The organism is Gluconobacter sp. ESL1110 (assembly GCF_058107395.1).
The window spans coordinates 287318-310926 of the sequence record NZ_JBYLUK010000007.1 but is presented as its reverse complement, the minus strand read 5'-3'; the positions used below and the strand labels follow the sequence as shown (position 1 = coordinate 310926).

Genomic DNA, 23609 nt, shown 5'->3' with positions numbered 1-23609 from the left:
AGCATGGACAGGCGTGATTTCAATGTGATGCTGGCCGGCATGGGCCTGACGATGGGACATGGCCGCATCCGCAAGGCCTCCGCCAGCGCAGCGCGTGTTGAAGCTTTCACACTTCACAGCAACGACTGGGTGCCTAACAACTCCCGTCTGCCTGTCATCGTGTATCGCAACGCCCTGGAGGCTGGATCGGGGCGTGAAAGCGTGTACGAGGATCTGTTCAATCGGAATGGCTGGCCCTCCCGGTGGCGGAACGGCGTCTATGCCTTTCATCATTATCACAGCCTTGGCCACGAAGTTCTCGGCTTTTCCAATGGGTCAGCCCGACTCATGCTGGGAGGCCCCTCGGGCAGGACGGTGGAGGTGCGGGGAGGAGACATCGCACTTCTTCCGGCCGGGACAGGTCACTGCAATCTAGGCTCCGATGCCGATTTCACCGTGATCGGTGCGTATCCTCCCGAGCAGGACTTTGACATACTGCGCGCTGCGCCCACGCCCGAACAGCTTGCACGGATCCAGTCCCTGCCATTCCCGATGACAGACCCTGTGCAGGGTAAAAGCGGCGCACTCTCACGCGAGTGGCACCCTTCATGAGAAGTTTTCCGCTCCGAAGACGCCCCTTCCTCGCCGCTGTTGCAGGACTGGCTGCCGTCAGTGGAACGGCAATGGCCGATTCGCCTCGGCCGTTACCGAAAATCGGCATTATTGGCGCCGGTCAGGTCGGGCGGACTCTGGCGACGCTCTGGGTGCAGGCTGGCTATCAGGTCATGGTTTCTGCCAGAACACTGGCAGATGCCACGACACTGGCCGCGTCGCTGGGATCACTGGCCTCCGCAGGGACACCCGCGCAGGCGGCGGCTTTCGGGTCAATCGTTGTTCTTGCTGTTCCCTATGGAGCCATTCCGGCTCTGGGGCGTGATCTGAACAGAACACTGACCGACAAGGTCGTGATTGACGTCGCCAACCCTTATATCGGGCGTGATGGATGGATTGCAGATGTGGCATTGCGGGATGGGGCAGGCGTTACAACTCAGCGCTACTTTCCGTCCGCACATATCGTGCGGGCCTTTAATTCCATCGACATGGTCTCGCTGCGTGCCGAAGCGCACCGGCCAGACCCGAAACTGGCCGTTCCCATCGCAGGGGACGACACAGCGGCAGTATTGCAGGTCAAAGACCTTGTTTATGCCGCTGGACTTGATCCAGTTGTGACAGGTGGTTTGGCCACAGCAAAACTGTTCCAGCCGGGCAGCACGGGCTTCGAACTAGAACGTGATGCTGCTGGTCTTCGAAGTGCACTGCACCTTCATCATTAAGAGACGCTGAAAACATGCGCGCCTGACGAAAGAAAATCCGTTACGGTCGCGCCGTGTCCAGTCCTATTCACACTGACGATCCTTTTCTGCCTGAGGAAAACACGTTCTTTCCCGCGTCAGAAGACAGTTATCCGCCTGTTTCTGGGCTGGAGCGGATCATGGCACAGCAGGGACGTCGCCTGTTCGGGTGGCTTCCGGTCGTAATGGTCCTGGGCGCTCTTGCTTTTCTCATGTCCCGTTTCACACCGCCAGTCTGGCCTGCTTTGATCGGCTTCATGATGGCGGGAGCAGGAGGGTGGTTTTTCCGGACCCAGCCTCTTTTCCGTTTTGGAGCGTTTCTGCTTCTCGCGCTCACAGGTGGGTATCTCGATGCCGCATGGCAGACGAAATGCCAGTCACCAATGCCTGCCCTTCCCACACGCGCTACAATTCTCACCGGGCGCGTTCTTGCTCTGGAAAGTCTCCCTCCCCATTCCGATGACGACGAAGGAGGGCGGCGGATCATTCTGGCTCACGCCACATTCGACACGTCCGTAGATGCCGGAATGGCACCGCTTAAACGAACGCTCAGGCTGAAACTCCGGGACGATGATCCTGCCTCTCCCCAACCCGGAAGCCTCATCCGGATCCGGGCCATGCTCCGGCCTCCATCCCCACCCTCTTTCCCCGGAGGACGCGACCTTCAGCGGGAAGCATGGTTTTCCGGGACCGCAGGAAGCGGGTATGCGCTCGGGCAACTAAGTATTCTGAACAGTCAGTCTTCATCCCGTCTGGAGACACTCCGGGAAAAGACCGCTGCCCGAATTGAAGCGATACTTCCCGGTCAGACGGGCGCCATCGCTGCCACTCTTCTTGTCGGCGAAACCGGGCGCATCAATGCAACAACCCGGCAGGAATTTTCCGCTTCGGGTCTGGCCCATCTTCTTGCCGTTGCAGGCCTGCATCTGGGGCTGGTCATGGCCGCCGTTACAGTGTCTGTCCGTGCCCTTTTGACGGCATCCGAACGCCTTGCCCTCTATTGGCCCTGCCGTGAAATCGCGGCTTTGGCAGGGCTGACAGTGGGCGTTGGGTATGTCCTGCTGACTGGCGCGCACCTTCCAAGCGTCCGGGCGCTGGGCATGGCGGTTCTGGTTACGCTGGCTCTGCTGACGGGGCGGCGCGTTCTGTCCATGCGGTCTCTGGCTATCATCGCGCTCGCCATTCTGCTGGTCTCGCCGGTATCGGTGCTGGATGTGTCCTTCCAGATGTCCTTCGCTGCCGTGATGGGTCTGATCGCGGGATACGAAGCCCTTCGCGAACCCCTCACGAGGCTAAGAGGCGAGGGAGGAGCAGGGCGTGTCATCCTGTCGCACCTGACCGCACTGTCCCTGACAAGTCTGCTCGCAGGGTTGGCAACGCTCCCAGTCAGCATGGCGCATTTCGGGGCCTTCCAGCCGTGGTTCGTTCTGGCAAATCTTCTTGCGGTCCCAATGGCGGCCGTCTGGATCATGCCTGCCGGATTGATCTCCCTGCTGCTTATGCCGATCCATGCCTCCGCGCTCCCATTGACCATCATGGGGTGGGGCATCCAGATCGTTCAACGCATCGCCAGAACCGTCGCCGCGTTTCCGCTGGCGCATGAACCCGTGCCTCATATGCCCGGCTGGGCACTGCTCACCGTTCTCTTAGGGCTGTGCCTGCTCTGCCTTTGGAAAGGACGCGCGCGCCTCGCTGGACTTGCGCCAATTACAATAGGATTGCTCTCAATCTGGCTGGTGCCTCGACCGGACATTTTGGTCTCGTCTGATGCTGGCCTGATCGCTGTTCGGGCAGACGGCGTTTTGCAAGCTGGCCCTCATAGCAGTCTGGAACGCCTGACCTTGCAGGACTGGCAGCAGGCTCTTGCACTTCCGGCGGAGAGCTTGCCGCCAGATTGCCTGAACGGCCTTTGCCGCCTGACCGTCAAAGGACAGACGGTTCTTCTGCGCGCCAAGGATACCTCAGACGGTGCAACTCTGCCTTCTGCACAAGACTGTCAGGGCGTGAGTCTGTTCCTCAGTGCATCGCCCGCCCGGAATGCCTGCCCCGGCGTCCCGTTCATTGACCGTTTCTCCGTTTGGAGAAATGGTGCCTATGCCGTGTATCTCCGCCACGGCGCGCCTGTCCTGATTTCGGATCGAAGGTGGCGGGGAAACCGTCCATGGGTGCCAGTCATTGGCTCGCATGGAATGCCCAATCTGCCGCTGGCTCAGGCAGAATAAACTCGCATCAGGCGGCTTCTTTGGTCCGTGGTGGTGTCAGACGCTTGTCCGGATACAGGCACCACTGAGTGGCCGGGCAGCGCCAGCACTCCGGTGCACGGGCTTTGCAGACATAACGCCCATGCAGGATCAGCCAGTGATGAGCCGGTCGCAGCATATCCTTGGGAATACGCGCGACCAGACCATCCTCCACCTGCCGCGTCGTTTTCCCCGGAGCCAGCCCAGTCCGGTTCCCGATGCGAAAAATATGCGTATCGACAGCCATGGTATCGGCCCCAAACGCAACATTCATCACCACGTTGGCCGTTTTCCGCCCGACACCCGCCAGCGCCTCAAGAGACTTGCGATCCGCAGGGACCTCCCCGCCATGTCGCTCCAGAAGCTGCTCGCACAGCAGAGCCACGTTATGCGCCTTCGCGCGCCATAAGCCGATTGTCTTGATGTAGTGCGTGATCCCGGCTTCCCCGAGTTCCGCCATGCTTTCCGGATCGGGCGCGTGTTCAAACAGCCCCTTGGTCGCCTTGTTGACGGACTTGTCCGTCGCCTGAGCAGACAACACTACACTCACCAGAAGCTCGAACGTATTGCGGAAGATCAGTTCACTTTCCGCATCCGGATTGGCTTCGGCCAGAGCGGTAATGAAAGCCTTGGCCGCGGCCTTGCTCATGGGTCTGGGGGCGTCTGTCATGGCTGAAACTCCGCGCGGGCTGTTGCGTCTGATCCGGACTGTCCGGCAAGATACGCCAAACATCTGAAAATTTCATGCCATCAGGCCGTTGTCCTTGAGGGACAAAACGGCGGAGCTCTTCGTGTCCGATACTTCTACGCACCTTACCGGCCAAAAACAGGAAGGCCGGAAAATCGACGTTTCCTTTACAGAAGTCCTGTCCTTTGTCTGCCGCCGCTGGCTGGCACATCCGATCCTGCTTGCCTGGACACTGGCCGGTGTGGCCCTCGCCACACTGGCAGATGTCGTCACACCGATTCTGGCGGGCCGTCTCGTCTCGGATATTTCCAAACATGCCGCCGGGCCGACGATTCCAAAAACCGATGAGCTTCTGAACCTGCGCAACGATGCGTTCCTGATGGTTGGTGGGCTGATCGCGCTGGGCCTGATCGGTCTGTACGGGCGTCGTTCCTCCTTCGTCGGGATTTCGCACCTCACGCTTGCGATCATGCACAAGGTGCTCAATCAGGCCTTCGAGCGTGTGCAACGATTCTCGACGGACTGGCACGCCAACACCTTTGCTGGCTCAACCGTCCGCCGCCTGACCCGTGGCATGTGGGCGATTGATACGCTGGACGATACACTTCTGCTGATGATTGGTCCGGAAGTCATGGTTCTCGGCGGCACAACCGCCGTTCTTATGTTCCGCTCACCGCTCATGGGCTCTGTTCTGGCGGTGTCCGTCGTTCTGTTCGCATGGCTCTCGATTACCCTCACGCTCCGCTACGTTGCACCCAGTGCCCGTGCCTCGAATGAATGGGACACCAAAATGGGGGCAGCTATCGCAGATTCCGTGACCTGCAATCCAGTCGTCAAAGCTTTCGGTGCAGAACTCCGCGAAGAGAAACGGCTGGATACGATTGTGCAGGGCTGGCGGGAGCGCACGCTCCGTACATGGCTCCGGGGCACCAACAGCGCCAACATTCAGGCGCTGGCCTCTCTCGTGATGCGGATGCTCATGATCGGTCTGGCCGTCATGCTGTGGTGGCAGGGCAAGGCCGGTCCGGGTGATGTGGCCTATGTGCTGACCATGATGTTCCTCGTGCAGGGCTATCTGCGTGATCTGGGGCAGCAGGTCAGTCAGGTGCAGCGTTCCGTCAACGAGATGGAAGAGCTGATCGCCATTTTCCGACGTGATTCCGCCATTCAGGACGCGCCCAATGCGGAAGAAGCCCGCTTCACGCAGGGTGAAATCCACTTTGAGCACGTCATGTTCCAGTATCCAGGGCAGGACAAGCCGCTTTATCAGGATCTCAACATCGATATTGCGCCCGGCTCCCGTGTGGCCCTCGTTGGACCCAGCGGATCAGGCAAGACCACCCTGACCAAACTCCTTCAGCGCCTGTATGACGTGAACAGCGGGCGCATCACGGTGGATGGTCAGGATATTGCACAGGTCACGCAGTCTTCCCTGCGGTCTCACATTGCCATCGTGCCGCAGGAGCCTGTCCTGTTTCATCGGACGCTCGCGGAAAATATTGCTTATGCCCGGCCCGGTGCGTCTCTGGAGGAGATCAAGGAAGCAGCCCGTCAGGCCAATGCGGCGGCTTTCATTGAGCGTCTGCCGGAAGGTTACAATACGATGGTGGGTGAGCGCGGCGTGAAGCTGTCTGGTGGCGAGCGTCAGCGCGTCGCTATCGCCCGTGCGTTTCTCGCTGACGCGCCAATCCTGATTTTCGATGAGGCGACGTCCAGTCTGGACTCGGAATCGGAATCTCTCGTGCAGGAGGCCATGCGTCGCCTCATGAAGAACCGGACTGTCATCGTCGTGGCGCATCGTCTTTCAACCGTCATGGAACTGGACCGGATCCTGGTCTTCAGCCGTGGCGAACTGAAAGAAGACGGCGCGCATACCGAACTCGTGGCAAAAGACGGGGGCATTTATCGCCGTCTGTTCGAGCTTCAGTCGCTCGAAGGCTGAAGTTTCGCTCACATCTTCGCCCTCACATCTCCGAGAGTGTGAGCGTCTTTCTTGCATGACAGAACGTTTCCCCTCAGCCTGACTGCTGTTGAGGGAAACACATCATGATACTTCGTTCCGCCTTTGCCGGACTGCTTCTGGCTACGCCAGCCATATTTCTGGCACTTCCCGCACAGGCAGAACCCGTGGCGTTCGATCATGCCCGCCTGATTGACGGAACGGGCGACCCGGTTCGCGAGAACGTCACGGTTGTCATTAACGACGGGCGCATCGTGTCCGTTGGAAGTCTCGCTCCCGCAGAAGCACAGCATGTCGATCTGAGTGGCAAAACGCTTTTACCCGCTCTCATCAGCGATCACAGTCATGTCGGCATCATCAAGGGAACGTCTGGCGGGAGCGACAACTATACCCGTGAGAACATTCTCGCAGCCCTCAAAAAGTATAGTGACTACGGTGTCCTGACCGTAACGTCCCTCGGTCTGAACCGCTCTCCGCTTTTCGACGATCTGCGCAAAGAGCAGCATGCCGGAAAAAATCCGGGAGCCGATCTGTTCGGCGTGGATCAAGGAATTGGCGCGCCAAATGGTGCTCCTCCGGCAGCAATGGTCAAAGGTCTTGGTCCCGATCAGGTCTATCGCCCCTCAACGCCGCAGGAAGCCCGTCAGGATGTGGATCGTATGATCGCGGAACATACGGATCTGGTGAAACTGTGGGTGGATGATTTCCGGAATGGCGTTCCGAACGGCAAGACGCTTCCCAAAATGTCGCCGGATATCTATCGCGCCGTCATTGACCAAGCCCATGAACACAACACCCGCGTCGCAGTGCATATCCACGATCTCGATATTGCCAAGGCCGTCGTTGATGCCGGGGCCAATATCCTTGCCCATGGCGTCCGGGATCAACCAGTCGATCAGTCGCTCATCAGCGCCATGCAGGCAAAAGGTGTCTGGTACATTGCGACGCTGGGCCTGGATGAGGCGAATTATCTGTTTGCCGAGCATCCGGACCTGCTCAATATTCCCTTCGTTGCCGCCGCGATTGACCCTGCTCTCATGGCTCAGCTTTCCAATGCTGAATGGCGCCAGAAAACACTGGCCAATCCTCTGACCGCGGCGTCTCACAAGGCTGTCGCCATGAACCAGAAGAACCTGCTTGCCCTTTACCGGGCTGGTGTAAAAATTGGCTTTGGTACGGATTCAGGCGCTGCCCCGACGCGCCTGCCTGGCTTTGCCGAACATCGTGAACTGGCTCTGACAGTAGAAGCGGGTCTGACCCCCTTGGAAGCTATTCATCTTGCAACGGGGAATGCCGCGGAACTTTTGGAGCTGGACGACCGTGGCGTGATCCAGCCGGGGCGTCGGGCCGATCTGCTCATCGTGCGAGGCGCACCAGACAAAACCATTGCCGATATCGATCAGGTGGATCAGGTCTGGCAGCGCGGCGTTCTGGTCAGTCATGGTCCTGTGCATTGAAGGACATTCTGTCCGACTTTGAACGGACCAGAAGCCGCTCTCACATGGATCATCAGGAATAACGATTGCGTAGAAATGTCATTAATCTTCAGTAAGAATCGTTACAGGAGCACCTTTTACGGTAGCAGTGTTCTGTTTTATATCCCTCGTTGCCGTTTCCACTCCGGGACGGCCTCGTTTCTGCGGAGTGGGCAAGACCCGGATGCTGGCTGAGAATGACAGCCTTCCATCGGATAACCTTACCCATGATCTGCAACAGAACTGTCACCGGTCTGAGATTTGCGCACTCGACCGCAAGAAAAAGCCATATCCCCTATGGCTTGGAAAGAGCGCATGCCTGCTATCGAACACTTAACGCCTGACCCTGACCTCCATCTTCTTCTGGAGGATGGAGCCCTTATTCGTCCTGCCCGCTGGCAGGGACATCATGCTCTGTTCATGCTTCCCGAAGTTCCTCCGCGCCTCTGGATCCTTTCCCGATTGAACAGTGGTTTCAGCCGGTTTGAGGGCCGTGGGGTGCTGATAGGGGACCTTACTTTTTATGATGGGTTTGGTGCCCATCGTCTCACCAAGCATCTCACCTCCTGCCCTGTGGATGGGTGGGGGCAGCAGCAAGGCCCTCTGGCGCGCTGGACCAATGGCAAAGCCCTGCTGGAGTTCGACTGTCCTCCCAGCAGCACAGCCGTCATGATGTCTATGGAGATCTGTTCAGAAGGCCCCTATCGTTTGTGGCCTCACGAAGAGCCCCAGTCTTCTGTTACATAGAAGGCGGTTCAGCCTTCTACGCACTCTTTTAGAAACAGCTCAAAAGCGCGGCCACGATGGCTGAGGGCGTTCTTTTCGTTCTCAGCCATCTCAGCAAAAGTCCGCGTTTCGCCTTCCGGTACGAACATGGGATCGTAGCCATGCCCCTGTTCCCCGCGCGGAGGCCAAACCGTCTGGCCATGACACTCACCGACAACCGACTGCGTTTCTCCATCCGGCCATGCAAGACAGAGGGCCGCGACGAAAGACGCACCATGATCGGTCGTATCGCCCATTTCCCGATGCACCCGCTCCATGGCAATGCTCATATCCTTGGTCGGTCCACCCCAGCGTGCTGAATAGACGCCGGGCTGGCCGCCCAATGCGGAAACACAGAAACCGGAATCATCAGCCAATGCGGGCATGCCAGAAGCTCGCGCCGCAGCAAGAGCCTTGATTTCGGAATTACCAACGAAGGTATCAGCCGTTTCTTCCGGTTCCGGCAGGTTCAGTTCCCCAGCAGACACGACCGTAATGCCGCTTTCTGCCAGAAGGGTAGAGAATTCACGCAGCTTCCCGGCATTGTGGCTGGCAAGAACAATTTTTGATCCACGGGACAGACGACGCATCACAGGGTCTCCAGTGCAGCATTCTGGGCTTCGAACAGTTTGGCTGTGCCAAGACGTGCAAGGCGCAGCAGTTCAAAAAAATCATGGTCCTGAAAGGGAGACGTTTCCGCCGTACCCTGAATTTCCACGATGCCACCCTCGGCCGTCAGAACAAAATTCGTATCGGCCTGTGCTGCGCTGTCTTCAATGTAATCCAGATCCAGCACGGCCCCTGCCTCTGTCAGCCCGCAGGAAACAGCAGCGACCTGTGATGTGATGACGGAAGACAGTTTGGCTTTCCGCAGCGCCAGGGAAAGCGCCACCCACGCACCGGTAATGGACGCACACCGCGTGCCACCATCAGCATTCAGGACGTCGCAATCCAAAGTAATCGTCCGTTCGCCCAGCTTCTTGAGATTGACGCACGGTCGGAGGGAACGGGCGATCAGCCGCTGGATTTCCTGTGTGCGGCCTGACTGCTTGCCCTTGGAGGCCTCTCGATGCCCACGTTGATGCGTGGCGCGGGGCAACATGCCATACTCGGCATTGATCCAGCCCTGTCCCTTGTTGCGCAGGAAAGGCGGCACTTTGTTCTCGATCGACGCCGTGCAAAGCACTTCCGTTCCACCAACCCGGATCAGCGCAGACCCTTCCGCATGGCGGGCGAAGCCTGGCTCAATGGATACGGGGCGACCTTCGTCGCTGGCGCGGCCAGACGGACGCTTTGTCATGCGAAAAAATCCTCTCTCAGAAGCGAGCCCTGCCTCTAGCGCGTTTGACGAGAACGCTTCCAGCCCCGACATACAGTTTTACCATGATCAGACCTGACCCCTCCTTCTTTCGCATGTCGAACTCCTTTCCGTCCGGGCTTGGGGACAGGGAAGCTGCGATCCTGCGGGAAATCGTCGAGGAATATGTCGAAACAGGTGCGCCGATCGGCAGCCGAACGCTGGCACAGCGCCTCAATCCAGCCTTGTCCCCTGCGACGATCCGCAACGTCATGGCTGATCTCGCACGGGCTGGCCTGCTGTTCAGCCCTCACGTCTCCGCAGGGCGCCTGCCAACAGAAAAAGGCGTCAAACTCTTCGTAGAGGGTCTTCTTCAGTTTGGTGCCCTGACGGAAGAAGACCGAGCCAATATCGACAGTCGTCTGGACATCCACGGTCGCTCCTATCAGGAGACGCTGGCGGAAGCGTCCTCCATGCTGTCCGGCCTGTCATCTGCGGCAGGGTTGGTGCTTGCTCCCAAATCGGATGCCACTCTCAAGCATATCGAGTTCGTTGCCCTCGGTCCGGGCCGTGTGCTGGTCGTGCTCGTGAGTTCTGACGGGCAGGTGGAAAACCGGATCATCGAAACACCGCCAGGCCTTCCGCATTCCGCCTTGGTTGAAGCGGGAAACTATCTGAACGCCCATCTTGGAGATTTGACGCTCGGAACGCTCAGGGAGCGGGTCAGCAAGGAAATGGATGCCAACCGTCATGAACTTGATGCTCTGACGGCCAGCGTGATTGAGAGCGGCCTCGCCACATGGGATGCGGATGGCGGCACCCTGTTCGTGCGTGGTCAGGGCAAGTTGCTGGCAGACATCACCGAAATCGAGCGCCTGACAACCATCCGGATGTTGTTCGACCATCTGGAAACGCAGGAAACCATGCTCCAGCTTCTGCAACTCGCAGACGCGTCGGAAGGGGTGCGGATCTATATCGGTAGCGAAAGCGGCATGTTCGGTATGTCCGGCGTGTCCATGATTGTGGCCCCCGCCCGGAACGAGGCCCAGAAGATCGTGGGTGCCATCGGGGTCATCGGCCCGACACGCCTGAATTACGGACGGATTGTTCCCGTCGTCGATTACACAGCCCGGATGGTCGGACGCCTGCTGGGATAGTTGACTGCAACCCTTCCGCCTTTGCGTTGTTGAATCCCGCGTCCATCGGAAAGGAAAGAGTCCATGGCTACGATTGACGCAAAGAAGTCCGGTACGTTCCTCATTGGTGGTGACCTCAAGGTCCATCGCCTCGGATTTGGTGCCATGCGCATCACAGGCAAGGGTATCTGGGACGAGCCACCAGACCACGAGGAAGTGGTTCAGACCCTCGAAAGCCTTCCAAAATTCGGTGTGGATTTCATCGACACAGCGGATTCTTATGGTCCCTTCGTTTCAGAAAACCTGATCCGCGAAGTGCTGTATCCCTACAAGAAGATGGTCATCGCCACGAAAGGCGGCCTGATCCGACATGGCCCGGATATCTGGAAACCAGTCGGAAATCCGGACTATCTGCGACAGTGTGTCCTTATGTCCATGCGACGACTGGGCGTAGAACGCATAGATCTCTGGCAGCTTCATCGCATTGGGCCGGACTGTCCGGCAGAAAAGCAGTTCGAGGCGATCGCCAAATTTCGCGAGGAAGGCCTGATCCGGCATGTCGGCCTGTCGGAAGTAAGCGTGAAAGACATCAAACTCGCGCAGAAATACTTCCCGGTCTCCACCGTTCAGAACCGTTTTAACCTTGTGGACCGTAAGTCCGAAGACGTGCTGGATTTCTGCACCAAGGAAAACATAGGGTTCATCCCGTGGGCACCTCTGGCTGCCGGAGAACTCGCCAAACCGGGCACCGACATGGACAAGATCGCCCATCGGCATCGTGCGGATGCGGGCCAGATTGCCCTTGCCTGGCTGCTCAAACGCTCGCCAGTCATTCTGCCTATTCCGGGGACAGGCAGCAGAGCACATCTGGAATCCAATGTCCGGGCAGCGTCCCTGAAACTCAATGATGAAGAGTTTGCTATGCTGGATCGGCAAGGTAAGGACGTCTGGCAGAAAACCGCAGCGTAACCACAATGATCACGAGCCGCTGAAAACCGTCACAAAATGACCCTTTTCAGCGGGGGCGACGAACGGCTCGTTTCAGTGCTATGCAGATTTCATGACGCGCCGTTTCATTCGCTCCCGTAATCCGCAGGACCCCAGGGCCAGTATGCCCCGTGGGCCACGTTTCCGTCGTTTCCGCCAGTCTCTTGCGATTGTTGCCGGCGTTGGGCTGGTTGGCATTGCGGGCGTGGGTGTGCTCGGCTGGACCACATACGCCAAACTTGTGGCTGATCTGCCAAGCGTGGACAGTCTGCGGGCCTACCAACCGCCTACAGTCAGCCGCATCTATGCGTCCGACGAGCGGCTCATGGCCCAGCTTGCCAACGAACGGCGGATTTTCGTTCCGATTGATGCCATTCCCGACAAGGTGAAGCGCGCCTTTCTGTCCACGGAAGATCACAACTTCTACACCCATGGCGGTGTGGACGTGATGGCCATTGCCCGTGCCGGCATGACGGACGTGTTCGCCCGTCACGGACGTCGCCCGCTTGGTGCCTCCACCATTACGCAGCAGGTCGCCAAGGTCATGCTGCTCAACAGCAACGTCCTGACCATTGATCGCAAGATCAAGGAAGCCCTGCTGGCGATGAAGATGGAGCAGGTCCTGTCCAAGGACAAGATTCTCGAAATCTACCTGAACGGCATTTACCTGGGGAATGGTGCCTTCGGTGTTGCAGCCGCCGCCCAGACCTATTTCAACAAACCGCTCGATCAGCTGGATGATGCGGAAGCTGCCTCTCTGGCTGCTCTTCCCAAATCCCCGACGAATTATAACCCGTTCCTGCACCCGCAAACGGCCCTGATGCGCCGGAACATCGTGCTGGATCTGATGGCCGATAACGGCGTCATCAGCCGGGAGCAGGCGGAGCAGGACAAGAAAGAGCCTCTGGTTCCGCAGCAGAAGCAGCGGTTCGGGCCTCTTCCGGATTCCGAATGGTTCGGCGCGGAAGTTCGCCGCCAGTTGATTAGCCAGTATGGCGAAGACAAGGCCCTTCAGGGTGGCCTTGAGGTTCATACAAGTCTGGATCAGCCGCTTCAGGTGTCGGCCACGAAGCTGCTGCATGAAGGGCTGATGAATTATGACCGCAGCCGGAGCGGCTGGCGCGGCCCTGTTCGTCATCTGGACGGAATTGACGCTGAAGGGTGGGAAGACAGCCTGAACAGGGTTTCGTCCCCAGCCGGAATGCTGCGTGAGTGGCGTCTGGGCGTTGTTTTGCCAGGAGGCTCCAAAGTCGGCTGGATCGAAGAGGGTGTCTCAAAGACCGGTCCGCTTCTGGCGACGGATCTCTCCTGGGCCAGACGGATGCACCCGCTGCGTGCTGGCGATGTCATCATGATCGAACCGCAGGAAAGCGGTTCCGCCGCCCTGCGTCAGATTCCGCAGGTTGAAGGCGCTGTCGTGACGATGGACGTCCGCACCGGGCGCGTGCTGGCCCTTGTCGGTGGCTGGTCCTTCCACGAAAGCCAGTTCAACCGTGCGACACAGGCGCTGCGTCAGCCGGGTTCGTCTTTCAAGCCCTTCGTCTATCTGACGGCCATGGAGCAGGGGATTTCCCCTTCCGAGAAGTTCGATGATTCGCCGGTGTCTTATGGAGACTGGCACCCTAAGAACTACGAGCATGACAACTGGGGCCCCACGACCCTTCATGACGCGCTGCGTGAGAGCCGCAACCTTGTGACGATCCGTGTCGCTGCCCATCTGGGTATGAAGGCTGTGGCGGATACGGCCATCAAGGCAGGTCTCGTGGATCAGATGCCGCATGTGCTCCCCGCTGCTCTGGGCGCGGTCGAAACGACAGTGCTCAAGGAAGCGGCAGCCTATGCCAGCATCGCCAATGGCGGCCATGTCGTGACCCCTACGCTGGTGGACGATATTCAGGACCGTCTCGGCAATATCGTCTGGCGCGCACCCGGTCTGACACTGGGCACAACATTGCAGGCCCCTCCTGCGCCGCCGGTTGACCCGGCATCTCCCACGGTCACGCCGACAGCGCCGGATGGCCAGCCTGCGACAGTCCCGCCAACCTCGGCCGTGCCTGCACAGCCTGTTCCGGGAAGCGTGTCCGTGCCGTCGCTCACCGATACGCGTCCTGTTCTTGCAAGCGAAGCCAGCACCTATCAGATCACGGCCATGCTTCAGGACGTGATTGCCCGTGGTACGGGCCGCATGGCGGGCGTCGGGATTGATCGCCCCATCGCAGGCAAGACGGGCACCAGTCAGGACTTCCATGACGCATGGTTCGCAGGCTTTTCGCCGGATATCGTGACAGTCGTCTGGGTTGGCTTTGATACGCCACAGACTTTGGGTAAAAATGCAGATGGCGGCCGTATCGCTGGCCCGATCTGGAACAAGATCATGAAAGTCGCGCTGGCCGATCGTCCAAGGCTCGATTTCCGGGTCCCGGCAGATATTACGCTGGCGTCCTATAATACGGGTCGCATCACGGCAACGGACGGATTCAAGGCGGATCAGGTTCCGGGCGCCTCTGTGGCTCTGCATGGCTTCGGCGCTGGCACGGAAGCGCTGACAGCAGCGGATACGGGAGCTGATGCCGTTATTTCCGATTCCGAGAGCGATATGGGGGATGCTGGTCCGCAGAGTGCTGGTCCGACGTCCAATCCCAAGGCGCAGGCTCAGAAACCTGCTCCCTCTGATGGTGACATTGGTGTAGGTGGTCTGTACTGAGTGCAGCCATATCACCTCGATGGAATGGAGGAATTATTATGTCGGCCGAGACTGAAGCGCTCTCCGAACAGATCAAGCAGTCGGTGGCACTGCTGAGGAGGCATCTTTAACTGGGATGTCGCTACAACACGCCTCGCGGAACTGAACCACCGCGCGGAAGACCCAGACCTTTGGAATGATGCGGATGCTGCCCAGAAGCTGATGCGCGAGCGGACAACGCTTGCCAATCAGATCGAGGGTGTCCAGCAGATTGAACAGGATGTCGAAGGCACTCTGGAACTTGTCGAACTCGCTGAAATGGAGAACGACACGGATCTGGTGCAAGAAGCCATCACAACCCTGCGCGGACTGGCCGCAGAGGTTCAGAAGCGCGAAATCGAAAGCCTTCTCTCTGGCGAGGCAGATTCCAACGACTGCTACGTTGAAGTGAACGCCGGCGCAGGTGGAACGGAAGCCCAGGACTGGGCGGAAATGATCCTGCGCATGTACACGCGCTGGGCCGAACAGCACGGCTACAAGGTCACCTTCATTGAAAGCAGTGAAGGCGAACAGGCAGGAATCAAGTCCGCCACCATCCAGATCAGTGGCCACAACGCCTATGGTTGGATGAAGACGGAAGCTGGTGTGCATCGCCTCGTGCGGATTTCACCGTTTGATGCTGCTGCCCGTCGTCAGACGTCCTTCGCCTCTGTCTGGGTCTATCCGGTGGTCGATGATTCCATTGAAGTGGAGATCAACGATTCGGACCTCCGTGTCGATACCTTCCGGGCCTCTGGCGCGGGCGGTCAGCACGTGAACAAGACCGACTCGGCTATCCGTATTACCCATATTCCCACCGGGATTGTGGTGGCCTGTCAGACGGACCGTTCCCAGCATCGTAACCGTGCCAAGGCAATGGAAATGCTGAGAGCCCGGATGTACGAGGCCGAACTGCAAAAGCGTGAAGCCGCGGCTGCCCAGACAGAAGCTGCCAAGACAGATATCGGCTGGGGCCACCAGATCCGTTCCTACGTCCTTGCCCCGTATCAGCTAGTCAAAGATCTGCGCACAGGTGTGGAGAAAGGCAATCCGGACGCTGTTCTGGATGGCGCGCTGGATGATTTCATGTCAGCGTCCCTCGCCCAGAGAGTAGGGGCCACACGTTCGGAAGCAAGCGCATCGGCCCAGTAAAGGTCTGCGCAATAATATGAAACAAAAGACTGGTGTGGCGTAATGAATGTGCTGCCCAGTCTTTTGTATTATAATTCTGTTACAGGCCTTGAGAATTTTGATTTTTTCAGGGCAAAAAAGAAGCAGAAAAGTGTACTTTTCTGCACCCTCCCGCGCATTGATTAGTGGCAAACGATCGAAAGATGAGAGTTTTTCGTTTCGGGAAGGGCAATAATCAGCTTGACACCATGGCCTGAAGGCTGCCCAATCAGCATATCGGGTATGTTCTCACGACATGCGACGAATCACACGTCCGTGAGGTGAGGGAACTCGATGCAAACACAAGATCGAGATTTCACACTCTTGAGGTGTGGATCGATTGTCGGTGTCAGTGAGGGGTAAGAAGGTTACGACATGAAGAGCTACGCCGCACAGCAGCGCAAGCCGACGGACTACATTGTCGCGATCGTCGTGGCCGTGCTGGCTATGGGCGCGGTAATCTATGCGCTCATGAGCGGTGCTGTGGGCAAACTCGTCCACGAAAAGCCGCCCATCAAGACGGAAGTGATCAAGGAGCAGCCCAAGCCGCCTCCGCCACCTCCGCCGCCGCCACCGCCGCAGATGGAGCAGCCGCCGCCGCCGTATATTCCGCCACCGAAGATCAGCGTTCCGCCGCCGCCAAAGGCGATCCAGCGGGTCACGCATGCCAAGCCGCCGCATCCGGTTCCGCCGAGCCCGACGCCTGCACCTGAGCCCGTCCCGGCTCCTCCGCAGGGCCCGCCAGCTCCGGCAGTTCCAGATCACACGGCTGGTGCGTCGCCGATCAACGGTGCAAAGCCGGAATATCCGGAAGAAGCACAGGAAGAGAACCGCGAAGGTAAAGTCACGGCTTCCTGCGATATTCTTCCGAACGGTCACACAGCGAACTGCTCGATCGTCAGCTCAACGGGTGGTCACGAGTTTGTGGAAAGTGCGCTCGACTTCCTTCGTCGGGCCCGGTACCAGCCTGCCGTCGTTAACGGCGCTCCGGTCACCGAGCATCACCACATTCTGCACGTCGACTTTACGATGGGCGACGAGTGATCCGTCAGCCAGTAGTCTAAAATAAGATTGTCCTTCCGGTTTCCCAGAATCCGGAGGGGCTCAGGAAAGGGCCGGTCCCCATATGGCCGGCACCCCAGACAGCTCCGAAAACGGGCATCTCTAACGAGGATATGGAGTTCATGACCAGACTGTTCCGCCTTCCTGCTCTTGCCGTTCCGACGAAGGCGCGCGCCGTCCGGGCCAGCGCCATGGCCCTGACGCTGGCCCTGGCCTCGGGTGCGATCGCTCCGGCTATTGCTTACGCCCAGCCAGCTCCTGCTGATCAGAGCGCACCGGCTGACCCGTCCGCCACGCCGCCGGCTGCTCCTTCAGACCCGTCTGCTGCTCCGGCTGCTTCCGCACCGACCGATGCTGGCGCCCCTGCTGCAACGCCAGGCGACGCTCCGGCTGCTGATTCGTCGGCTCCGGCAACGGCTCCTGCTGACCAGACGCCTGCTGCTGCTGCGACCCCGGGTGAAAGCGCCTCCGCTGCTCCGGAAGCTCCGGCTCCTCAGGGCAACCCTTATGGCCTCGGCGCCCTGTGGGCCAATGGTGACGTGATCGCTCGTGGCGTTCTGATCATCATGGTGATCATGTCCGCTGGTACCTGGATCATCATGGTCATGAAGTTCCTGGAGCAGGGCCGTCTGTTTGCGGCTTCCAAGGAAGCATCCCGTGAATTCTGGACCAAGCCTTCCGTCCAGCAGGGTGCAGCTTCCCTGAAGGCGTCTTCTCCGTTCCGCTACATTGCCGAGACCGGCATTGTTGCTGCTGAACATCACGAAGGCTCCATGCGTGATGCCATCGACCTGCATTCCTGGACGGAAATGTCCATTGGTCGTGCGGTTGATACGATCAACACCCGTCTGCAGGGCGGCCTCGCCTTCCTTGGTACGGTTGGTTCCACGTCTCCGTTCGTTGGTCTGTTCGGTACGGTTTGGGGTATTTACCACGCTCTGACAGCTATCGGCATTGCCGGTCAGGCTTCCATCGACAAGGTTGCTGGCCCGGTTGGTGAGTCCCTCATCATGACGGCTATCGGTCTTGCAACGGCTGTTCCTGCTGTTCTCGGCTACAACCTTCTGGTTCGCCGTAACAAGGGCGCCATGGACCGCGTTCGCAACTTTGCTGCTGACGTCCAGTCCGTTCTGATCGGTGGCTTCCGTCACGGTGTTGCTCCGGAAGATCACACGCCGACCACCATCACCACCAGCCAGCGGGTCTGATACTATGGGAATGAACGTCGGAGGAGGCGGCGGTGACGACGAAGTGGTGTCGGCAATCAACACCACTCCCCTCGTCGACGTCATGCTGGTGCTGCTGATCATCTTCTTGATCACCATCCCGGTTGCCACACACTCAGTGAAGGTCAAGCTGCCGGTTGATGCGAATCAACCGACACAGACCAAGCCGGGGAACGTTGTTCTGGCTGTGACCTCAACAGGTCAGGTTTACTGGAACACCACCCCGGTCAAGACACACGATGATCTGCTGAACCGCCTCGTTGAGGTGGCCAAGCAGAAGCCGCAGCCGCAGGTTCAGATCCGCGGTGACGGCGCTGCCAAGTATCTGGCAGTAGGCCAGGTGGTCGCTACCGCTCAGGAAGCCGGTATCGCCCATGTGGACTTTATCACCGAGCAGCCTCACTCGAACTGAGGTTTTGCCGGTCCGTCTGAAAACGGGCCGGCACCCTCTTTTACGTCACCCTTTTGGAGAACCGCCGTCATGGGCATGAGCGTCGGATCGGACAGCACGCACGAAGACGAAGGTATCGTCGATATCAACACCACGCCGCTGATCGACGTGATGCTGGTGCTGCTGATCATGCTGATCATCACCATCCCGCTGCAGACTCACTCGGTGGCCATTGATCTGCCCCAGGGCAATCCTCCGCCATCCACCGAGCAGCCCAAGCTGGTTACAGTCAGCATTGGCTACGACAACAGCATTTCCTGGAACAGTGAGCCGGTTACGTCAGAAGCAGCACTGCAGGCCCATTTTGAAGCCGCAGCTGCAGAAGGTGACCAGCCTGAAGTCCATATTCACCCTGACCGTCTTGCAGACTACAAAACAGTTGCCCACGTCATGGCTGATGCACAGCGTCTTGGCGTGACCAAACTGGGTATCGTTGGTCTGGATCAGTTCATGGAAGGACAGTAATTCGTGTTTTTGTCCCTTAACCGCCGTCTGGGCGCCCGCTCCCTTCTGCTGGCTGGCGCTATTGGTACCGCTCTCATTGCTGGGCCTGTTGCCCATGCAGACGATGTGCTGGGTCAAGCTGTCGGCAAGGATCTTCAGCAGGCGCAGAGTGCTCTTGCCTCGAAGAGCTACGATAAGGCCATGGCTGCGGTAGATGCTGCAGATGCGGTCAAGGGCAAGACGGATTACGAGTCTTACACGATTGCCCAGATGCGTGCGGCAGTTGCAGCTCAGTCCGGTAATGTGGACGCTGCGACGAAAGCGTATGATGTTCTCATCAACAGCGCCCGCACGCCGAAGGCGGCTAAGGGCCAGATGCTGATGGCTCAGGCGACGATGGCCTACAGCGCCAAGAAATACGCCGCTGCCATCCCGCCGACAGAGCGTTACCTGAAAGAACATGGTCCGGATCCCCGCATGCAAACCATGCTGATCCAGTGCTATTACTTGCAGAGCGACTGGAAGGGCACGGCCAAGGCGGCTCAGGAGCAGGTGGATGCCACGATCAAAGCTGGCAAGACGCCCGCTGAGAACCAGCTTCAGATGCTTGCTACGGCCTACACGAATCTGAAGGATGCGGACGCAAAGACGCATGCCTATGTTCTTCTGGCCAAATACTATTCCAAGCCTGATTATTGGGCTGTTCTGATCCATGATCTGGTGGCGAACCCAAATCTGGCCCCCCCGCTCGTGTTCTATGTTGAGCGCCTGCGTCTTGCGACTGGCGTCCTGAAAGATCCGTCCGATTATCAGGATATGGGCGAGCGCGCTGTACAGATGGGTCTTCCCCAACTGGCACTCAACCTGCTCAATCAGGGTTACGCCAACAAGTCTCTGGGGAATGGCCCATCAGCTGCAGCTGATGCCAAATTCCACGCTTTCGTTGCTCAGCGTGCTGCAGCTGATCGCGCTCAGTTGGCGCAGGCTGCCGCTGCGGCTCCTACAGCTCCAACTGCAGGTCCAGCCCTGACGACGGGGTACAATCTTGTGCTGAATGGTCAGGCGGATCAGGGCCTTGCTCTGATGAAGACTGGTCTTGGCAAGAACCCGCGCTATCCGGATCTTGCACAAGTCGAATACGGTATGGCGCAGATGGATGCTGGGCAGAAAGCCGAAGCCATTAAGACGTTTGAAAGTGTCTCGAGTAATGGTCCTGCAAAGGACGTTGCAGAGCTTTGGGCCCTTCTGTTGTCTCGTCCTGCTGCTCACTGACGACAGTTGCGATCTTGGGTCATGGAAAGCGTCGGGAGGAATCCCGGCGCTTTTTTTGGTTCAGAATGGCAAGATTGAATCCATGACCTGCTGTCCGTAACGCGGAGTCTGGATCTGGGTGATGGTGCCCCGGCCGCCGTAGGAAATCCGTGCCTCTGCCATGCGGTCATGGGTTACGGTATTGTCGGCCGTAATATCCTGTGGTCTGACAATGCCACTCACGCCGAGTTCCCGCAGTTCGCTGTTTACCCGGACTTCCTGTTTGCCCATTACCACGAAGTTTCCGTTTGGCAGAACCTGCGTAATGGTTCCTGCCAGACGCAATGTGACCGTCTCGTTGCGGATGATCTTGCCTGTCGCACTGCTGTCGCTACTGCTGGCTGTGTTGAGACTGTCGGCACCCGTTACAGCGCTGATAATTTTTCCCTTGATACCAAACAGATTCGGGATTCCGAATTTCTCATCAGCCGCTCGGTTTGCTGTCGTACCATTATTGAAGGCAGCATTATCAGTAATGTCCACAATGATGGTGACCAGGTCTCCAACCTGGGAAGCCCGTTGATCTTTGAAGAAGGCGCGGCTTCCACTACGCCACAGACTTGAAGCTTCCGGTGGGGGGGCTCTCAACGGAGGCATGGGCATCGTCACAGGGCGATAACTGGCTGCCAATGTGGGATCGCTGATGGACGTCATTCTGGGTGGTCGGCCTACTTCCGACAATTGAGCCAGAGAATTGCAGGCAGACAGTGCCGGGAGCAGGCTCACTAGGCCCAGACAGCGCATAACACTACGAGATGGAAGCAACATGTGTGGGATAATTCCGCCTGTTCCGAACAGAAGTATCCAACCATAAGCTTTGTAAAAAACAGGTTAACTCGAGAGGATTTCAGCCTCTAAGTCGCGTTTTTTGGGTATTTGTGAAGATGTAAATATCCACATTCAATATCCGTATCGAAAACGATATTCCCCGAAAAAAAATCGTTTCTGAGCAACTGAAGGCAGGCTGTTTGGGGTGCAAAAACTCCAATTGGGAACCGGGAGCATGACAGACCGTTTCTAAGGCTTCAATTCGCTCTGCGGAGGATGACCTAAGTGCGTAAATCAATTCTGCTTCTTCTTGCTCTGTCTGTGTCCTGTGTCACACTGACGGCTTGTGAACATCACCGGACGTTTGGTGAAAAAGTACGTGACACTGTAGACCCGCCAAAGGGGCCGATCGAGAAGGCAGGGCGTTCAGTTGACCGGACGCTTGGAAACTAAGCTCTTTTAATGGGCTGGAGCTTGTCTCTTGCCCATTTGCGGAATGTGGTCGAAAGAAGGGGGATGGCGGAACGGCCGTGCCCCCTTTTTGCTGTCGTCTGGTCGCCCGCAAAGGAGAATGATCCATGCCGTCCGTTCTGAAAAAACCCATTTTGATAACTTGTAGAGCGATCCGTTTTTCTCCTGGGCAAGGATGAAAGCGGTTATGCGTATTCTGCTCACTGGTGGTCATGGGTTCGTCGGAACGCACCTGAAAATACGTCTGAAAGAGCGCCTTCCAGATCATGTGCTGATCGAGGGGCAAATGGATATTCTGGACCGCCAGGCTGTAGAGCGCGTTGTTCAGGATACCCGGCCGGACGCCTGCATCCACTTGGCGGCAGTGTCATCCGTTCTGGAAGCCAGTCAGGATACACGTCATGCCTGGCAGGTGAATCTTGATGGCACCATGAATCTTGCTGAAACATTTCAGCAGCATGCACGGCATATCCGCTTTGTTTTTGTGTCTTCCGCCGAAATTTATGGAGCGTCTTTTGCAGAGGATAAACCCCTGGATGAGACAGCGACAGTCGCACCGCTGAACACCTATGCCGCAAGCAAGGCAGCGGCTGATATGGCTGTGGGGATGCTCGCGAAGGAAGGTTTGCATGTTGTTCGGATGCGTCCCTTCACCCAAGCGGGGAGTGGGCAGGATGCGAATGCTATTCTTCCATTTCTGGCGGCTCAGGTCGCGCGTATTGAAGCGCATCAACAGTCTGAAATCGTTCTTGGCCATCCAAATGCTGGTTACGACATCCTGAATGTCCGCGATGCCTGCGATGCTTATATTGACGCTCTGGCACTCTCGGAACCACCGCTTGATGGTACGGTGCTGAATATCTGTAGTGGTCAGACAAGAACTGCCAGTTCTATCCTGAGTGATCTGATGGAGTTGGCGGATATAAAATCAGAGATCCGGATTGACCCGACGCATCCTGTGCCTTCAGGTCTGGAAAACATGCAGGGTAATCCGCAGGAAGCGGAACAGCTTTTAGGATGGACGCCTCAGATTTCGTGGAAAAATACGCTTGAGGAAGTTTTGAACGACTGGCGGTGGCGCATTCGATCCTGAAGTCTCAGGGCAACAATTCCATCGTCCAGTCGAGAAGAGTTTTTTCCGACGTGACCTGATAGGCCGGCATGCCTGCGGCTGCAGCGGCCTGAAGATCGGTTTCCTGATCGCCGATCAGGAAACAGTCGGCAGGATGGACATCCCATTTCATCAGCAAATCCTGAATCATTCCTGGGGCAGGTTTTCTCCACTCACTGTCCTGTCGATAGTGTTCAATCGCTGCGGTGGGATGGAAAGGGCAGTATCGCCAGTCATCAATGGTGGCCCCTTCTGATCGGATAGAGGCAATAGCCCAACTCATCAGGCTTTTGACGTCATCTTCGCTGTAATATCCCCGTGCCACGCCAGACTGGTTGGTAACGATGAAAATATGGTGCCCACTGCGGGCAATTCGGCGGAGAGCGGAAAACGTGCCGGTAATCCATTCAAAGCGTTCCCGCGTGCCAATATAACCATGATCGTAGTTCAGCACTCCGTCCCGATCCAGAAACACCGCAGGACGGTGTAGGGGATAGGCGGAGAAGGGAAGGGTGTCCGGCGACAGAACCGGGGACGCTACGGAAATCGTCTCACTGTGTGTGTGCAGCAGGCTCATAAGGGAGTCTGAGGGAGGCACAGTTCTCAGTGTGCGCTGGTTCAGAAGCGTCAACGCTGGTGTTCCATTCGGGTCCACGATACTTCGTGGCGTCTCCAGATGTGCGGTCATCAGTGGGAGCAGCGGGAAGACAGCGCCATCGCAAAGACGGTCCCCTCGTGCCAGAAAAAACGTCTCCGGCAGCAGAGGGGCAACCTGCTGCAAGGCTTCAACCGTGAAGGTTGGAAGGATGTATGTTGTCAGAGTCCCCTGTAGAGGAAGTTTCTCATAGAGGCATGGGAGAAAGTCTGACGTTCCCGTCGTTGTGAGCAGTGTAACATCAGTTATGCCGAAGCGCTGATAATCCCGGAGAACGCGAAAAAGAAACGACTGTCCAGCGTAGGGCCGCAATGCCTCTCCAATGTTGGGAAGAAGCAG

Annotated in this window: 22 protein-coding genes; 17 read left to right on the top strand and 5 right to left on the bottom strand. The window is 57.9% G+C overall.

The window, feature by feature from the left end:
* The first annotated feature begins 3 nt into the window (after nt 1-3).
* From AC3B6F_RS05435 to AC3B6F_RS05425, 3 genes are all read left to right on the top strand, one after another.
* Entirely contained in the window at nt 4-591 is a 588-nt protein-coding gene (locus tag AC3B6F_RS05435; RefSeq protein WP_489823627.1) for a cupin, read from the top strand.
* Nucleotides 588-1313: an NADPH-dependent F420 reductase gene (locus tag AC3B6F_RS05430; RefSeq protein WP_010503641.1), complete on the top strand. Its 726-nt coding sequence runs from the start codon at nt 588-590 to the stop codon at nt 1311-1313. Before AC3B6F_RS05435 ends, AC3B6F_RS05430 begins: the two co-directional genes overlap by 4 nt.
* Before the next feature lie 158 nt (nt 1314-1471).
* Nucleotides 1472-3553 carry a ComEC/Rec2 family competence protein gene (locus AC3B6F_RS05425; protein ID WP_489823626.1) on the top strand — a complete coding sequence of 694 codons (2082 nt, stop codon included), beginning with the start codon at nt 1472-1474 and terminating at the stop codon, nt 3551-3553.
* Nucleotides 3554-3560: 7 nt separating this feature from the next.
* Here the strand turns inward: AC3B6F_RS05425 and nth are convergent, their stop codons facing one another.
* Nucleotides 3561-4241, bottom strand: a complete 681-nt coding sequence (gene nth, locus AC3B6F_RS05420; RefSeq protein WP_489823625.1) for an endonuclease III — start codon at nt 4239-4241, stop codon at nt 3561-3563.
* Between the two features lie 121 nt (nt 4242-4362).
* On the opposite strand from nth, the gene AC3B6F_RS05415 reads away from it, so the two are divergent.
* From AC3B6F_RS05415 to AC3B6F_RS05405, 3 genes are all read left to right on the top strand, one after another.
* Complete coding sequence (locus AC3B6F_RS05415; protein WP_489823624.1) at nt 4363-6201, top strand: ABC transporter ATP-binding protein; 1839 nt, start codon at nt 4363-4365, stop codon at nt 6199-6201.
* 104 nt (nt 6202-6305) lie between these two features.
* The gene (locus AC3B6F_RS05410) at nt 6306-7676 is read left to right on the top strand and encodes an amidohydrolase family protein (protein ID WP_489823623.1); all 1371 of its coding nucleotides are present in this window, start codon (nt 6306-6308) and stop codon (nt 7674-7676) included.
* A gap of 333 nt (nt 7677-8009) precedes the next feature.
* Complete coding sequence (locus AC3B6F_RS05405) at nt 8010-8441, top strand: hypothetical protein (RefSeq protein WP_034881579.1); 432 nt, start codon at nt 8010-8012, stop codon at nt 8439-8441.
* Between the two features lie 8 nt (nt 8442-8449).
* Here the strand turns inward: AC3B6F_RS05405 and rdgB are convergent, their stop codons facing one another.
* Both rdgB and rph read right to left on the bottom strand, forming a co-directional pair.
* Nucleotides 8450-9049, bottom strand: a complete 600-nt coding sequence (gene rdgB / locus AC3B6F_RS05400) for an RdgB/HAM1 family non-canonical purine NTP pyrophosphatase (RefSeq protein ID WP_034880898.1) — start codon at nt 9047-9049, stop codon at nt 8450-8452.
* Complete coding sequence (rph, locus tag AC3B6F_RS05395) at nt 9049-9759, bottom strand: ribonuclease PH (protein WP_023944556.1); 711 nt, start codon at nt 9757-9759, stop codon at nt 9049-9051. The genes rdgB and rph overlap by 1 nt, the downstream gene beginning before the upstream one ends.
* An 83-nt stretch (nt 9760-9842) precedes the next feature.
* On the opposite strand from rph, the gene hrcA reads away from it, so the two are divergent.
* From hrcA to AC3B6F_RS05350, 9 genes are all read left to right on the top strand, one after another.
* On the top strand, nt 9843-10913 hold the full coding sequence (hrcA, locus tag AC3B6F_RS05390) for a heat-inducible transcriptional repressor HrcA (RefSeq protein ID WP_023944557.1): 1071 nt from the start codon (nt 9843-9845) through the stop codon (nt 10911-10913).
* Nucleotides 10914-10976: 63 nt separating this feature from the next.
* Nucleotides 10977-11861, top strand: coding sequence for an aldo/keto reductase (locus AC3B6F_RS05385; RefSeq protein WP_489823622.1), 885 nt, complete (start codon nt 10977-10979; stop codon nt 11859-11861).
* Nucleotides 11862-11952: 91 nt separating this feature from the next.
* A complete protein-coding gene (locus AC3B6F_RS05380; RefSeq protein ID WP_489823621.1) occupies nt 11953-14583 on the top strand; it encodes a penicillin-binding protein 1A in 2631 nt (876 codons plus the stop codon).
* A 38-nt stretch (nt 14584-14621) separates the two neighbouring features.
* Nucleotides 14622-15753, top strand: a protein-coding gene (gene prfB / locus AC3B6F_RS05375) for a peptide chain release factor 2 (protein WP_211569159.1) whose coding sequence is annotated in 2 segments (ribosomal slippage) — nt 14622-14690 and nt 14692-15753 — 1131 coding nt in all. Because the reading frame shifts where the segments join, the coding sequence is not laid out codon by codon here.
* Nucleotides 15754-16146: 393 nt separating this feature from the next.
* On the top strand, nt 16147-16815 hold the full coding sequence (locus tag AC3B6F_RS05370; RefSeq protein WP_010503623.1) for an energy transducer TonB: 669 nt from the start codon (nt 16147-16149) through the stop codon (nt 16813-16815).
* A 140-nt stretch (nt 16816-16955) separates the two neighbouring features.
* Nucleotides 16956-18041 carry a MotA/TolQ/ExbB proton channel family protein gene (locus tag AC3B6F_RS05365; protein WP_010503622.1) on the top strand — a complete coding sequence of 362 codons (1086 nt, stop codon included), beginning with the start codon at nt 16956-16958 and terminating at the stop codon, nt 18039-18041.
* Between the two features lie 4 nt (nt 18042-18045).
* On the top strand, nt 18046-18471 hold the full coding sequence (locus tag AC3B6F_RS05360) for an ExbD/TolR family protein (protein ID WP_010503621.1): 426 nt from the start codon (nt 18046-18048) through the stop codon (nt 18469-18471).
* 69 nt (nt 18472-18540) lie between these two features.
* On the top strand, nt 18541-18975 hold the full coding sequence (locus tag AC3B6F_RS05355) for an ExbD/TolR family protein (protein WP_010503620.1): 435 nt from the start codon (nt 18541-18543) through the stop codon (nt 18973-18975).
* Between the two features lie 3 nt (nt 18976-18978).
* Nucleotides 18979-20226 carry a hypothetical protein gene (locus AC3B6F_RS05350; protein WP_489823620.1) on the top strand — a complete coding sequence of 416 codons (1248 nt, stop codon included), beginning with the start codon at nt 18979-18981 and terminating at the stop codon, nt 20224-20226.
* A 60-nt stretch (nt 20227-20286) separates the two neighbouring features.
* On the opposite strand, the gene flgH is transcribed toward AC3B6F_RS05350, so the two are convergent.
* Nucleotides 20287-21033 carry a flagellar basal body L-ring protein FlgH gene (gene flgH / locus AC3B6F_RS05345; RefSeq protein ID WP_023944565.1) on the bottom strand — a complete coding sequence of 249 codons (747 nt, stop codon included), beginning with the start codon at nt 21031-21033 and terminating at the stop codon, nt 20287-20289.
* Between the two features lie 285 nt (nt 21034-21318).
* On the opposite strand from flgH, the gene AC3B6F_RS05340 reads away from it, so the two are divergent.
* Nucleotides 21319-21486 (top strand): hypothetical protein, encoded by a 168-nt coding sequence (locus AC3B6F_RS05340; RefSeq protein ID WP_010503616.1) that lies wholly within the window; start codon nt 21319-21321, stop codon nt 21484-21486.
* 205 nt (nt 21487-21691) lie between these two features.
* Entirely contained in the window at nt 21692-22597 is a 906-nt protein-coding gene (locus AC3B6F_RS05335; protein ID WP_489823619.1) for an NAD-dependent epimerase/dehydratase family protein, read from the top strand.
* 4 nt (nt 22598-22601) lie between these two features.
* Here AC3B6F_RS05335 and AC3B6F_RS05330 read toward each other — a convergent pair whose 3' ends face one another.
* Nucleotides 22602-23582, bottom strand: coding sequence for a D-glycero-alpha-D-manno-heptose-1,7-bisphosphate 7-phosphatase (locus AC3B6F_RS05330; RefSeq protein WP_489823618.1), 981 nt, complete (start codon nt 23580-23582; stop codon nt 22602-22604).
* Nucleotides 23583-23609: the final 27 nt, after the last annotated feature.

Bases quoted from the DNA above. Each gene is read 5' to 3' on its own strand.
- AC3B6F_RS05435 (WP_489823627.1), top strand. From the start codon at position 4: ATGGACAGGCGTGATTTCAATGTGATGCTGGCCGGCATGGGCCTGACG.
- AC3B6F_RS05430 (WP_010503641.1), top strand. From the start codon at position 588: ATGAGAAGTTTTCCGCTCCGAAGACGCCCCTTCCTCGCCGCTGTTGCA.
- AC3B6F_RS05425 (WP_489823626.1), top strand. From the start codon at position 1,472: ATGGCACAGCAGGGACGTCGCCTGTTCGGGTGGCTTCCGGTCGTAATG.
- nth (WP_489823625.1), bottom strand. From the start codon at position 4,241: ATGACAGACGCCCCCAGACCCATGAGCAAGGCCGCGGCCAAGGCTTTC.
- AC3B6F_RS05410 (WP_489823623.1), top strand. From the start codon at position 6,306: ATGATACTTCGTTCCGCCTTTGCCGGACTGCTTCTGGCTACGCCAGCC.
- AC3B6F_RS05405 (WP_034881579.1), top strand. From the start codon at position 8,010: ATGCCTGCTATCGAACACTTAACGCCTGACCCTGACCTCCATCTTCTT.
- rdgB (WP_034880898.1), bottom strand. From the start codon at position 9,049: ATGCGTCGTCTGTCCCGTGGATCAAAAATTGTTCTTGCCAGCCACAAT.
- rph (WP_023944556.1), bottom strand. From the start codon at position 9,759: ATGACAAAGCGTCCGTCTGGCCGCGCCAGCGACGAAGGTCGCCCCGTA.
- hrcA (WP_023944557.1), top strand. From the start codon at position 9,843: ATGATCAGACCTGACCCCTCCTTCTTTCGCATGTCGAACTCCTTTCCG.
- AC3B6F_RS05385 (WP_489823622.1), top strand. From the start codon at position 10,977: ATGGCTACGATTGACGCAAAGAAGTCCGGTACGTTCCTCATTGGTGGT.
- AC3B6F_RS05380 (WP_489823621.1), top strand. From the start codon at position 11,953: ATGACGCGCCGTTTCATTCGCTCCCGTAATCCGCAGGACCCCAGGGCC.
- AC3B6F_RS05370 (WP_010503623.1), top strand. From the start codon at position 16,147: ATGAAGAGCTACGCCGCACAGCAGCGCAAGCCGACGGACTACATTGTC.
- AC3B6F_RS05365 (WP_010503622.1), top strand. From the start codon at position 16,956: ATGACCAGACTGTTCCGCCTTCCTGCTCTTGCCGTTCCGACGAAGGCG.
- AC3B6F_RS05360 (WP_010503621.1), top strand. From the start codon at position 18,046: ATGGGAATGAACGTCGGAGGAGGCGGCGGTGACGACGAAGTGGTGTCG.
- AC3B6F_RS05355 (WP_010503620.1), top strand. From the start codon at position 18,541: ATGGGCATGAGCGTCGGATCGGACAGCACGCACGAAGACGAAGGTATC.
- flgH (WP_023944565.1), bottom strand. From the start codon at position 21,033: ATGTTGCTTCCATCTCGTAGTGTTATGCGCTGTCTGGGCCTAGTGAGC.
- AC3B6F_RS05335 (WP_489823619.1), top strand. From the start codon at position 21,692: ATGCGTATTCTGCTCACTGGTGGTCATGGGTTCGTCGGAACGCACCTG.